We start from the raw sequence: 11979 nt of genomic DNA on the forward strand, positions 1-11979 counted from the left end.
GTCACCGATGAACAGCACGGATATCGAGCAGGTCCTGCGCAAACAACGGTTGCGCTCATTGCAGGGCGGGTCCATACTTCGCGTCGGCGTCGCCGTCATCATGTTCAGCGCAATGCCGACTGTCACCGATCCGGCTCGATTGCCCGAGCAGGCCGTGCTGCTGGGCGTCTATGCCATCGTGACCATCGGCGCGCTGCTGCTGACCTATGCCGGCACGAGTCAGCTGCTCAACGACGACCGCGCCCTGTTGACCCTCGCGCTGACCGACGTCGCCGCGGTGTTCGGTTTCAAACTGCTCTCACCCGGCGGATTTATTCCGCTGTTGGTGATGGCGCTGCTGCCGCGCATGGTGGCTGTCGAGTTGTCGCTGCGGCGCGCCGGTGTCGTACTGGCCTGTACCTTCGCGGTCTTTACCGCATCGGTTCTTCAAGACCCCGTGATCATGCGCCGGATTGGCCCGTGGGAGACCGCGGTGATAGTGCTGGTCTACGGATTCATTTGCGGCACAGCCTTGTTGGTGGTGATTTTCCGGTTGCGCAACATCGACGAACTGGCCGAACTCACGACCTCGCGCGAAGAGCTACTCGCCGAGACCATGAACGCCTCGCAGGCCGAGCGGCGGCAGATATCGGAGTTCATCCATGACGGACCCTTGCAAGACGTGCTCGCGGCCCGCCGCGACATCGCCGGATTCCTCAAGCGGTCCCCGGATGCACCCCTCGAACAGGCACTGGCCAGCCTGCAGGATGCTTCCCGGCTGCTGCGCGAGGCGACCTTTGAGCTACACCCGGCTCTACTCGACCAAGTCGGCCTGGCGGCCGCGGTGGAGAAACTCGTCGCCGTCACCGCGGCCCGCTCGGGCATGGCGATCACGGCCGACATCGATTACCCCGAGCCGAATGCGATCGACCCGATCCTGTTCGGGGTGATCCGCGAGTTGGTGTCCAACGTGGCCCGTCATTCGCAGGCCGGCTCGGCGACGGTGAAACTGACGGTCGACGGCGAGGTCGCCCGCATCGACGTGGCCGATGACGGAATCGGGATAACCGGTGACGCCGCAGCGCGTCGTCTCGCCCAGGGACACATCGGCCTTGCCTCGCACCGGGCGCGGGTCCAAGCCGCCGGCGGCAGTCTGACCATCCTCGAGGAACCCGTCGGCGCGCACCTGCGCGTGGAGCTGCCGCTTCGGCGCCCGGCGGCGACCAGCGGCTCGGTGACGGTGCCGCACGGGACCGATTGGGAGTCTCAACGGTGTTGAACGCCAACCGAAGCCGTCACGCTTAGTCGACGCGCTTCCCGCAGCGACCCGACCGCCAAGGCCCCGCCCATGCCGCGGGCCCCGACGCCGACGGCTATTCGAGCAATCGACGCCGCATCGCCTCGGCGACGGCCGCTCCCCGATCAGAAACTCCAAGTTTCTCGTAAAGGCTGTGCACGTGCGTCTTGATCGTGCTGCGCGCCAAGTGAAGTCGCGACGCGATCTGCGGAACCGAGAGCCCGTCGGCCATCATCGTGATCACCTGGGCCTCACGCTCGGTCAGCAAGGTCGTCGCTCCCCTGCCCCGCCGTTTCACCTCACCAGCCAGCCCGCCGGCTATCCCGGCCGGCAGGTATGAGGCGCCTTCGGCGCATCTGATCACGGCGTTCACGATCTCGTCGCTGTCGGATTCCTTGGTCAAGAATCCCGAGGCGCCCTCGGCCAGAGCCTTGTAGACGACGGGACTGTCATCAAACGCGCTCAGCAGCACCACGCGCGTGGGCAACCTGTCGCGGGCTATCGCGTGGGTGACCTCGAGACCATCCAGCTCGGGCATCTTGTAGTCGAGAAGTGCGACCGCAGGCCGCAGTCGCCGGATGACATCCAGCGCCGCGCGGCCGTCGGCCACCTGGGCGACGACTTCCACTCGCCCGCTGGACTTGAGGGCGCGCACGACCCCTTGACGCATTACCGGGTGATCGTCGGCTACTACGACGGTGACTCGGTCAGCGGAATCTGCCATGCGGTGCTCCAAGCGCTCTCGGCAAAGCTATTCGTCCCGGCCGAGTGCCGGACGGGCACCTCAACATTGTTGCTCCCGTGACAAGCAGGCGCGACGATTTCCCGACACGGGTTACGCAGGTGCAACTGCGCGGCACGTCCGCGAAGCCGTGTTACCACTCAGCTCGACGTGCGCAACTTGGGCACAACAGGATTCACCGCGCCGTCCAACCTGCCGGGTCCGACGGCATGCGTTGAAGTTCGTTGAAAGTTGGGATCGGTAGCAACGCCGCTGAAGTGTTATTCCCCGCAACAGCGATGCCGAGCCGACAGAAACGAACATTCATGAAAATCACAGTGATCGCGGCAGCCGGCCTGGTGGCCGGCATGCTGCTGACAGCAAGCCCGGCGCACGGCGAGGTAACGGCGGCACCACAGGTGAGCGGCGTCCAGCTGCTGCAGCCGGCCCCCCGGCTGGAATCCGACCCCAGGTCGGAGGTGCAAGATCTGCGGCAGCAAATCTCCGACCTGGACGATAGCTGGGACAGCCTCACGCCGCAGCAGCGTCAGCAGCGCATAGCCCAGTTACAGCAGCAGGTCACCGTCGTGGACCGGGACACCCGTAATCTGCCTCCGGATCAGCAGCCGGAGGTGCAAGCGATGCTGAGCATGGCCATTGTCAAGCTGGTCGATCTGGTCATGAAGGCTCAGCCTCCGGGTAGCCCCTGCTATTTCCCGTGATGCTTGCCCGGGCTGTAGCGCCGCCCGTCCGACAGATAGTCAACAACGAAATCTGTTGTGCGCCAGTGCCACTCACTCCAACGGCGCACCATGTAATGGCCTGCCCCGTGGATTCCCACCCACTGGGCATTTACCCCGCGGCGGCGGGCTCGAGCGGCCTGAGTACGCGAACTGCGCGGGTCGGTCCACGTGTCGGCGGTGCCGTGCAGGACCAGGAGCCGGGTCCGCGCAGGGATCACGTCCCCGTCACCGTCAATCCACCACGGCGCCAGCGCCACCACTGCCCCGACGTCACCTCGACCGGACAGCTGCGCGGCAACGCGGCCGCCCATCGAATGGCCCACCAACACCACGTGTTGGGGTGCAAGCCGCTGTCGCACATCGTCGAGCGCCGCCAAGCCGTCGCGAACGGCATCCAGACGCGGACTGTTCCAGCCGCGCCGGCGGTACTGAACGCGTCGCACCTGCACGTCGCGCCCCAGCCGACGCCGCAATGCCCGGGTGAGGAACATCATCCTCAGGTTGGCCGGCTGCCACCACCTGGATGCGTCGTCGCTGCGGACCTTGCCACCCGGCAGCACGAGAACACAGGCACGCGCGGCGCGACGATGTGGGGGCACATCTGTCATTCGGAGCCGAGGGCGGCGGCGGACTGCGACGTCCCTGCGTTTGTTCTCAGGTCTGTTGGTAGGTGCCGTAGATGACCGCCCGTGCGATCGCGTGCTGGAACAGATTGAAACCGAGAAACGCCGGGCTGGCGTCTTCGCTCAAGTCCAGTTCCTCGACGTCCACCGCGTGCACCGCCACGTAGTAGCGGTGCACACCGTGTCCGGGCGGCGGCGCGGCGCCGACATAGCGGCGCATACCGGCGTCGTTGACCAGCGTCAGTGCGCCGCCGGGCAGCTCTCGGCCGTCGCCGGCGTCTTCGGGCAGTTCGGTCACCTCGGCCGGCAGGTTGGCCACCGCCCAGTGCCAGAACCCGGACAGCGTCGGGGCGTCGGGGTCATAGACGGTGACCGCGAAGCTGCGCGTCTCCGGCGGAAAGCCCGACCAGCTCAGTTGCGGGCTGGCGTCCTGTCCGCCCGCGCCCATGATCCCGCTGACCTGTGCGGTGCGCAGTGGCTGGCCGTTGGTCACCGAGGCCGAGGTCAGGCTGAAAGAAGCCAGCTCTGGGAGTGCGGCATACGGGTCGGGTGGTGTTGTCATGCTCGGTCCTTCCGGGTTGTCGGCTCACTCAACATCAGCAGTGGGTCAGGATCAGCAGTGGGTCAGGAAGTGTGTCAGCACCTCGGTGCCGAACTTCAGCGCATCCACGGGTACCCGCTCATCGACACCGTGGAACAACGAGGTGAAGTCCAGATCGGGCGGCAACCGCAGCGGGCTGAAACCGAAGCAACGAATCCCCAAGCGCGCGAAGGCCTTTGCGTCCGTACCGCCGGACAGCATGTAAGGCACTATCCGGCCGTCGGGATCGACGGCCAGCACCGCGGCGTTCATGGCATCGACCAGATCGCCGTCGAAGCTGGTCTGATACGACGGCAGGTCCCGGATCCACTCCCGGGTGACGTCCGGCCCGATCAGCTCGTCCACCTCGGCTTCGAACGCCGCCTGCCGGCCGGGCAGTACCCGGCAGTCCACCACCGCCTCCGCGGTCGCGGGGACGACGTTGGCCTTGTACCCGGCCTTGAGCATGGTGGGGTTGGCGGTGTCGTGCAGGACCGCCTTGAGCATGCGGGCCATCGGGCCGAGTTTGTCGATCGCCCCGTCCAGGTCCGGCGAATCGGTGTCGAAGGTGAGGCCGGTCTCCTCGCTGACGGCGGCCAGGAACTCGGCCACGGTGTCGGTGCACACCAGCGGGAATTGGTGCCGGCCCAGCCGGGCGACGGCTTCGGCGACGGCGGTGACCGCGTTGTGGTCGTGCACCATCGAGCCGTGCCCGGCGCGGCCGCGTGCCGTCAGGCGCATCCATTGGATGCCCTTCTCGGCCGTCTCGATCAGATACAGGCGGCGGTCACCGCCGTCGCGGCCCGGCACGGTCAACGAAAACCCGCCGACTTCACCGATCGCCTCGCTGACACCGTCGAACAGATCGGGGCGGTTGTCCACCAGCCATTGCGCACCATACTTGCCGCCGTGCTCCTCGTCGGCCACGAACGCGAAGACCAGGTCCCGCGGCGGCACGATGCCGGCGCGCCGGAAATGCCGGGCGACCACGATCATCATGCCGATCATGTCCTTCATGTCGACCGCGCCGCGGCCCCACACATAACCGTCTTCGATCGCACCGGAAAACGGGTGCACACTCCAATCGGCCGGTTCGGCCGGCACCACGTCCAGATGCCCGTGGATGAGCAACGCGCCCCGGGAACCGGCGTGGCCTTTGGGGCCGGCCAGCCGGGCGAACACGTTGCCGCGGCCGGGCGCACCGGACTCCACGTATTCCGGCTGGTAGCCGGCCTCGGCGAGCTGTTCGGCCACCCAGCGCGCGCACTCGGCCTCGCCTTTGGTGGTTTCCGGGTCCCCGGTGTTGGTGGTGTCGAACCGGATCAACCTGCTGACAACCTCGGCAACGTCATCGCCCGCACTTGTCACAGTCACCTTTCCTACCACTCTCGGGCACTCCGGGCCGCTTCTGAGTGCCCCGCCCATCCGGATCCTCCGGCCGAAGGCGCGAGCCCGGTTGGGCTGAGGCGAGCCGATCGGATAGCCTTAGCTGCCAACTCATGCGAGTGGTTTTGTCCGAGTGGCGGAATGGCAGACGCGCTAGCTTGAGGTGCTAGTGCCCTACTAATGGGCGTGGGGGTTCAAGTCCCCCCTCGGACACAATTTGTTAGCTACAATCATGGAAACCCGCTATGCACTCGATCAGAGCGGGATTTCTGCATTTGCTGGCATCGTTTGGGCATCGCGTTGATATCCTCAATCTGTCGTACGGTGAACGGCGAATATCCCATTGCGGCGCTATGCCGTGGGGTGTCACCGCGGTGCTCGTGCAAAGCGAGCACACGACGACCGCGGAAGAGCATGACGCATTCAGCGGGCTCGCGTCTCTTTCAGCCGGTGAGTCTTGCGGGGCGGCTGTTAGCTACGGGGCGCGCGGCCCGGGTCGGGTGGGCGTGTCGCGGGTGCACACGGAGGTGCTGCCGTCGCCATATAGCTGACCACGAACGCCAGCTGCACCAAAGTCCCACTGGGGCGGCAAACACCTTCCGCCGCAACGCCTTCGGATGCAGCTTAGACGGAAGGCGACCAGCCACCATGACATCGGCCGTCTCGGCGTCGCCAGCACCGCGGACGAATCGGTGTACCTGCCCGTTGCCACCTCACCTCCGGCTTGCGCAGGTCAATCTCTCAGGTCCTCGTTGGCGCACCTCAGTAGTGACATGTACAAATCACGGGTCAATGAGTGTACAGTTCACGGTGTGGATGTATCCGTGACCGAGTTGCGCGCGCACCTCAGCGATTGGCTCGATCGAGCTCGGGCTGGTGTTGAGGTCGTCATCACCGACCGCGGGATTCCGGTCGCGCGACTCGCTGCGCTGGACAGCGCAGGCACCTTGGAGCGTCTCACGGCCGAAGGCGTGATTGGCAAGGCCACCGGGCAGCGGCCCGTCGCTGCGGGTCGGTCCGGGCCCCGACCGCGGCGGCCGGTGTCTGACCGGGTCAGCGACCAGCGGCGCTGACCGGTGTCGCTCGTCTACTTCGACGCCAGCGCCTTCGTCAAACTTCTCACCACCGAGAAAGGGAGCTCGCTGGCTTCCGCGCTATGGGATGGCTGCGATGCCGCATTGTCCAGCCGCCTGGCCTATCCCGAAGTCCGCGCCGCACTCGCCGCAGCGACCCGCAATCACGACCTGACCGAATCCGAGCTCGCCAGAACCGAGCGTGACTGGGAGGACTTCTGGGCCGCCACCCGCCCAGTCGAACTCACCATGAAGGTTGAACAGCACGCCGGCCGCCTCGCCCGAGCCCATGCCCTGCGCGGAGCCGACGCTGTTCACCTGGCCAGCGCGTTGGCAGTCGGCGACCCCGGCCTGATAGTCGCCGTTTGGGATCGGCGCCTGCACACCGGAGCCCAAGCCACCGGATGCCGAGTCGCCCCCGCCCAACTCGACGCCTGATCCAACCGCTCGACATCAGCGTGGAACAACCCCGATTCGCCAGGTCAGGACCCGTGTCGCAGATGGCCAAGTCCCCTCGCACACAACACCGGCAACACGACTCAAGTCGGCCGTCACCTTGTCTCGTCGCTGATGGAGATCGTACTCAAGACGAAGACCCAGGCCCGCGCACACCTGGGCGCGGTTGTCGAGTATGCCTACGGACGTGCTCATCATGGGTCCGGTCGAGGCGGAATGACCTTCCTGGCCAACGCATTAAGGCATGCCGCCGTCCGTAGTGGCCGCAGCATGCACACGAACAGGCCGACAAACTGTTCAAAGCCTCGCGCGGAGGGCGAAAATGCGTGACATCCCGGGAAATGGTGTTATCTCGCAACGCCCATGGACTTTTCGCACGGCGTCAGCCTCGCCGTCCGGCCCGTTCGGCGAACGCGTCGAGCGCGGCAAGCACTTCAGGAGAACGCCACACGCGGTTGCGGGGCCCGCTGGTCGTCTCGACGAGGATTCCCGCCTCGGTGAGCGGGTTGAGGTAGCGGTGAGCGTTGGTGGACTCGATGCCCAGCTCCTGCGCGAGTAGCGCAGCGTTGACGACCGGGCGGCGGGCCAACAAGTCAGCGACCTTCCACACCGCCGAGTCGGACCGCGCGGTGATCACGTCGTTCCATGCCTCCCGGATATCGCGAAGGTCGCTGACCAGTTGACGCCCGTTGGCGATAGCCAGGATGCTGGCCTGTGAGAAGCGCTCGACAATCGGCGCGGCGGCACCGTCGCGGTAGGTAGTCAGCGCGACGAAGTATGCGTCCGTGTCGGCCAGCAGCCCAGCCGAGACCGGCACCGTCACCTGGCGGGTCAGGCCTTTGTTGCGCAGCAGGGCTTGCACCAGCGCACGGCCCGTGCGGCCGTTTCCGTCGGTGAAGGGGTGAATGGTCTCGAACTGTGCATGGGCCACCGCGATCTGCGGCAGCGCGGGAACGTCGGCGCGCTGCGCGAAGGCGATCAAGTCGTCAATCGCGCCGGGGACCAGCTCGCGGCGCGGGCCGACGAATGTCGCACCGATGGGGGTGGAGCCACCGCCGATCCACACTGGCTCGGTGCGGAATTCGCCTGGCGTATGGCGTGGCTCGTTGGCCATCAACGCGCGGTGCATCGCCAGGATGGCGTCGGCGTCAACGGTGCCGGACAGGGCGACCGCTGCTTGCATCGCAGCGGTGTTGGCGACGATCATCTCGGCGTTGCGCTTGGCCTTGCCACCGGGCAGCTCTGCCTCGGCGATAGCGCGGGCTGATGCGGTCAGGTTCTCGATCTGCGAGCTTGCGGCGGACTCTGACCGCAGCAACACGGCGGCAAACGGTGCGATTTCGCCTCCGAGTTCAGCGTCGAAGCGCGTGATCTCGTTGCTGGCGGATTCGGCTTCTGCGAGCACGGACGGCGGCAGTTCCAGGACCAGCTCGGCAATGTTGGCCGGCACAGCAGGGTGGTAGGTGCCGTACTTCAGCAGCGCGGCGCTCGCGTACCGCATCCCCTGTGGTGCCCAACGTACGTCCTCGTAGGTGATGGGGCGAAGTGACGTCATTGCTTCAGCCTAACCTCACTTATGTGGCTAAATGAAGTTAATAGCTCCCGTCGACTTCACATGATGCGGGACTGTCCGGACCCGGGCGACGGGTTGCCGGCAAGCCGCGCTCAGCGGGTGCTGTCGTCACCGCCACGGTCGGCCGATACCGCCGATTCCTCTGATTCCTCGGCCACCTCCCCCTCGGCATCGTCGAACGACTCATCGACGCCAGCCTCGTCATCCGGGTAGTCGACCGCCTCCTGGTCTTCGGGTTCTTCGTCGGCCTCATCGCGGTCTTGGCCGCCCGCGTCCCGGTGCTGACGTTCCCTGATGGCGTCGACGATCAGCAGGATCACGCCCAGCACGCTGGCGCCGATACACACCCACGCCACCAGCACGTTGCTGGTGACCACCGCGAACACCAGCGCAACGAGCCCAATCAGGGCCAATACCAGGGCAATGATCAGCATGGGTCATCCTCCAGCCGGCGAGCAGCAACTAAACGTACCAAGCTTGCAGCACCGGCCGTGCCGCCCGGCGAGTGTGCGGCCCGTGTCGAGCTAGTTGTTACCCCGGTTGAACTGGTCGAAACCGCCGGCATCGGCGCTGGAATCGACCGGAGCCGCCGATCCACGCTGACCGAGCTCTTCGAGCTGGGACTCCAGGTAGGTCTTGAGACGGGTGCGGTACTCGCGCTCGAACGTGCGCAGCTGCTCGAGGCGGCCTTCCAGCACGGTGCGCTGCTGGTTGATGGTCCCCATGATCTCGGAATGCTTGCGTTCGGCGTCGGCCTGCAGGGCGTCGGCCTTCTCCTGGGCCTGCCGCAGCTGGGCCTCGGACCGGGCCTGGGCATCGGCAAGCATTGCGTCGGCGCGCTGCCGGGCGTCGGCGACGGTGGTCTCGGCGGTGTGCCGGGCCTCGCTGACGATCTGCTCAGCGTTGGCGCGAGCATCGGCCAGCATCTTGTCCGACTCGGCCTTGGCGGTGGCGGTGAGGCGGTCGGCGGTGTCTTGGGCCAGGCTCAGCACCCGGGCCGCCTTGAGGGCTTGCTCCTCGTTGGTTCCCGTCGGAGCGGGCCTGACCGGCTCGGGTTCGGGTTCGTAGACCGGGATGGCCTGCGTGGGCGCGGCGGTCACGCCGGCACCGGCGCCGCCGGAGGCCAGCTCGGCATCCAGCTCGGCGATCCGCTGGCGCAGGTCGGAATTCTCTTCGATGAGCCGGGTCAGTTCGTTTTCCACCAGGTCAAGGAAGGCGTCAACCTCGTCTTCGTTGTACCCGCGCTTGCCGATAGGCGGCTTACTGAACGCCACATTGTGGACATCGGCAGGTGTAAGCGGCATTGTTTGTCCCCTCGAGTTCCTGGACGGTCAAACGATCTGGAAAGTGTAGAACGGAGTGGTAGCCGTCGTGCAACTACCGTCCATCCTGTCACACCAGACTCGGCGGTTGCCGATTGGACTAATAAATAAGGGCCAATTTCAATCTCTGAGGCAAATAAATCACATTTCTTAGATTTGAAAATCCCGTGCCGAAACTTGTCGCCGAATCGTGGCCGAACCGTCGCCCAACTATGTCCGGGCAATGAGTGCACGGCTCAGGCCGCAGCGCCGAACGCCAGCTGCATTCCGATGAACGCCACCAGCAGCAGCACCATGATGGACAGGTCGAAGCGCACCGCGCCGATGGTGAGTTGCGGGATCAGCCGGCGCAGCAGCTTCACCGGTGGATCCGTGATCGACATGATGATCTCGAGGATCACCACCGTCAGCCCGGTCGGGCGCCAGTCGCGGCTGAACGAGCGGATGAACTCGACGACGACCCGCGCGATCAGCAGCAGCCAGAAGATGAACAGCGCAAACCCAAGGATCTGAAAAAACAGCACCAACGAGAGCCCGACCTTACCGACGAGGATGTGAATGTGCCGTCCGTGAGGCCGGCAAGCGCAAGCCTACCGACTCGGCCGACGGACACACATGTGGTGCGATCGCCGGCGGCCGGGCCGGGCCGCAACCAGCCCGGCGGGCTCAGCTGCCACCCACCGGGCTGCGCATCGCCAGATGCGGCTATTGGTAAGCGTAGAAACCGGTTTCGGCGATCCGGCGACGCTCCTCCGGGGTCACGTCGACGTCCGCGGGTGACAACAGGAACACCTTCGTGGCGACTTTGTCGAACGAGCCGCGCAACGCGAAGGCCAAACCCGCCGCGAAGTCGACGAGCCGTTTGGCGTCGGCGTTGTCCATCGACACCAGGTCCATGATGACGGGCGTGCCGTCGCGGAACCGCTCACCGATAGTGCGCGCCTCGCCGTAGTCCTTGGGCCGCAGCGTGGTGATCTTGGACAGTGGGTGGCCGTCTTCGAACATCATCGCCATCCGGCGCGGGTCCATCGCCAGCGCGCCGCGAGTGGAGTTGCGCAGCCATGAGCCGAAGCGCGGCCGTGCCATGTCGGGACGGTCGAACTCACGGGGCGGGAATCGCGGTTCGTCGGGGTACCCGCCGCGATAGCTGCTGGGCGGCGGATAGTCGGCCGGCTCGCCGCGCAAGTCGCCACGCGGGTCGCGACGGGGGTCGCGGGGGTCGCGGGGATCCTCGTAGTCGCGTCCTTCATAACGGCCGTAATCGTCTTCGAATCGGGGCCGCGAATAACCGCGTGAGGGCGCGCGGTCGTCGTAATACTCGTCGTCGTATTCCTCCATCGGAGCCATACCGAAGTAGGCCTTGACCTTGTGCAGTGTGCTCATCGCTTGACCCCTTCTAGCCCTGGGTTACCTGTTGTCTGTGATGAAGGTGTGACTACAGTGACTATTCACGGTGACCGTAACCGCCGCGGACCCAATAGCGCGGTACCGACACGCACACACGTCGAACCATGTTTGACGGCAGTTTCGAAATCAGCTGACATGCCGGCGGACAGCCCGACCGCCCCGGGGAACGACTCGCGCACCCTGTTGTGCTCGGATTGCAGCCGGTCAAACGCCTCGTCCGGATCCCAGTCCAGGGGTGGGATGCCCATCAAACCGACCAGTTCCAGGCCCGGTGCCTCATCCACTTGCGCGCAGATCCGATCCACCGCTCCGGGCGCGGTGATGTCCACACCGCCGCGTGACACGTCGCCGTCGAGGCTCACCTGGACGTAAACCCGCAACGGATGGTCGCGACGGCGCTCGGCCAGCGCCGCGGTGACGGCGCGATCCAGCGCCGTCACCAACCGCGGGCTGTCGACCGAATGAGCCGTGTGCGCCCACCGCGCCAGCGAACGCACTTTGTTGCGCTGGATTCGTCCCACCATGTGCCAGCCGATGCTGCCATGCCCGGCCCTTGGCGGTGCCGCCAACAGCCGAGCCACTTCGACCGCCTTGGCCGCAGCTTCCTGTTCGCGAGATTCACCAACGGCGCGGCAACCCAATCGGCACAAAATCACAACATCGGTTGCTGGAAAGAATTTGGTAATTGGCAGAAGTTCAATTTCGCCGACATTACGACCGGCCGCCTCGGCCGCGGCCGCGAGCCGGGACCGCACCGCGGCCAACGCGTGCGTCAATTCCGATTGACGGTCTGCCTGCTCCGAAAGGTCCACCACCATC

The 11979-nt window shown here is 65.8% G+C and carries 13 protein-coding genes, 1 tRNA gene and 1 pseudogene; 5 read left to right on the forward strand and 10 right to left on the reverse strand.

Annotated elements, in window-relative coordinates; all coding sequences use genetic code 11:
* Nucleotides 1-7: 7 nt before the first annotated feature.
* Entirely contained in the window at nucleotides 8-1258 is a 1251-nt protein-coding gene (locus tag EET10_RS16475) for a sensor histidine kinase (protein WP_063466498.1), read from the forward strand.
* Between the two features lie 94 nt (nucleotides 1259-1352).
* Here the strand turns inward: EET10_RS16475 and EET10_RS16480 are convergent, their stop codons facing one another.
* Nucleotides 1353-2000, reverse strand: coding sequence for a response regulator transcription factor (locus tag EET10_RS16480; RefSeq protein WP_122502321.1), 648 nt, complete (start codon nucleotides 1998-2000; stop codon nucleotides 1353-1355).
* A 323-nt stretch (nucleotides 2001-2323) separates the two neighbouring features.
* Between EET10_RS16480 and EET10_RS16485 the strand changes: the two genes are divergently transcribed.
* Nucleotides 2324-2719: a hypothetical protein gene (locus EET10_RS16485; RefSeq protein ID WP_122502322.1), complete on the forward strand. Its 396-nt coding sequence runs from the start codon at nucleotides 2324-2326 to the stop codon at nucleotides 2717-2719.
* On the opposite strand, the gene EET10_RS16490 is transcribed toward EET10_RS16485, so the two are convergent.
* From EET10_RS16490 to EET10_RS16500, 3 genes are read right to left on the reverse strand one after another with little or no spacing between them, the layout of a single operon-like run.
* The gene (locus tag EET10_RS16490; RefSeq protein WP_174719696.1) at nucleotides 2707-3348 is read right to left on the reverse strand and encodes a dienelactone hydrolase family protein; all 642 of its coding nucleotides are present in this window, start codon (nucleotides 3346-3348) and stop codon (nucleotides 2707-2709) included. The genes EET10_RS16485 and EET10_RS16490 overlap by 13 nt on opposite strands.
* 46 nt (nucleotides 3349-3394) lie before the next feature.
* The gene (locus EET10_RS16495) at nucleotides 3395-3925 is read right to left on the reverse strand and encodes a YbhB/YbcL family Raf kinase inhibitor-like protein (protein ID WP_036407206.1); all 531 of its coding nucleotides are present in this window, start codon (nucleotides 3923-3925) and stop codon (nucleotides 3395-3397) included.
* Nucleotides 3926-3976: 51 nt separating this feature from the next.
* Nucleotides 3977-5368, reverse strand: a complete 1392-nt coding sequence (locus tag EET10_RS16500; protein WP_051490786.1) for a M20/M25/M40 family metallo-hydrolase — start codon at nucleotides 5366-5368, stop codon at nucleotides 3977-3979.
* An 88-nt stretch (nucleotides 5369-5456) separates the two neighbouring features.
* Here EET10_RS16500 and EET10_RS16505 point away from each other — a divergent pair.
* From EET10_RS16505 to EET10_RS16515, 3 genes and pseudogenes are all read left to right on the forward strand, one after another.
* A tRNA-Leu gene (locus tag EET10_RS16505) sits at nucleotides 5457-5542 on the forward strand.
* Between the two features lie 404 nt (nucleotides 5543-5946).
* Nucleotides 5947-6402 (forward strand): annotated as a pseudogene (locus tag EET10_RS30940) (type II toxin-antitoxin system Phd/YefM family antitoxin).
* 3 nt (nucleotides 6403-6405) lie between these two features.
* The gene (locus EET10_RS16515; protein WP_036407212.1) at nucleotides 6406-6840 is read left to right on the forward strand and encodes a type II toxin-antitoxin system VapC family toxin; all 435 of its coding nucleotides are present in this window, start codon (nucleotides 6406-6408) and stop codon (nucleotides 6838-6840) included.
* Nucleotides 6841-7240: 400 nt separating this feature from the next.
* Here the strand turns inward: EET10_RS16515 and EET10_RS16525 are convergent, their stop codons facing one another.
* The 6 genes from EET10_RS16525 to EET10_RS16550 all read right to left on the reverse strand — a co-directional run bounded on the left by EET10_RS16525 (nucleotide 7241) and on the right by EET10_RS16550 (nucleotide 11978).
* Nucleotides 7241-8413, reverse strand: coding sequence for a Fic family protein (locus EET10_RS16525; RefSeq protein ID WP_063467492.1), 1173 nt, complete (start codon nucleotides 8411-8413; stop codon nucleotides 7241-7243).
* 110 nt (nucleotides 8414-8523) lie between these two features.
* Nucleotides 8524-8865, reverse strand: coding sequence for a phage holin family protein (locus tag EET10_RS16530; RefSeq protein WP_036407218.1), 342 nt, complete (start codon nucleotides 8863-8865; stop codon nucleotides 8524-8526).
* Between the two features lie 90 nt (nucleotides 8866-8955).
* Nucleotides 8956-9735 (reverse strand): DivIVA-like cell division protein Wag31, encoded by a 780-nt coding sequence (gene wag31 / locus EET10_RS16535; protein ID WP_036407221.1) that lies wholly within the window; start codon nucleotides 9733-9735, stop codon nucleotides 8956-8958.
* A gap of 254 nt (nucleotides 9736-9989) precedes the next feature.
* Nucleotides 9990-10280: a YggT family protein gene (locus EET10_RS16540; protein WP_023364806.1), complete on the reverse strand. Its 291-nt coding sequence runs from the start codon at nucleotides 10278-10280 to the stop codon at nucleotides 9990-9992.
* 178 nt (nucleotides 10281-10458) lie between these two features.
* Nucleotides 10459-11136 carry a cell division protein SepF gene (locus EET10_RS16545; protein ID WP_036407224.1) on the reverse strand — a complete coding sequence of 226 codons (678 nt, stop codon included), beginning with the start codon at nucleotides 11134-11136 and terminating at the stop codon, nucleotides 10459-10461.
* A 65-nt stretch (nucleotides 11137-11201) separates the two neighbouring features.
* Nucleotides 11202-11978: a YggS family pyridoxal phosphate-dependent enzyme gene (locus EET10_RS16550; RefSeq protein ID WP_036407302.1), complete on the reverse strand. Its 777-nt coding sequence runs from the start codon at nucleotides 11976-11978 to the stop codon at nucleotides 11202-11204.
* Between the last annotated feature and the right edge of the window lies 1 nt (nucleotide 11979).

Origin of the sequence: Mycobacterium pseudokansasii, assembly GCF_900566075.1 — a bacterium.
In the GTDB taxonomy this organism is placed as follows: domain Bacteria; phylum Actinomycetota; class Actinomycetes; order Mycobacteriales; family Mycobacteriaceae; genus Mycobacterium; species Mycobacterium pseudokansasii.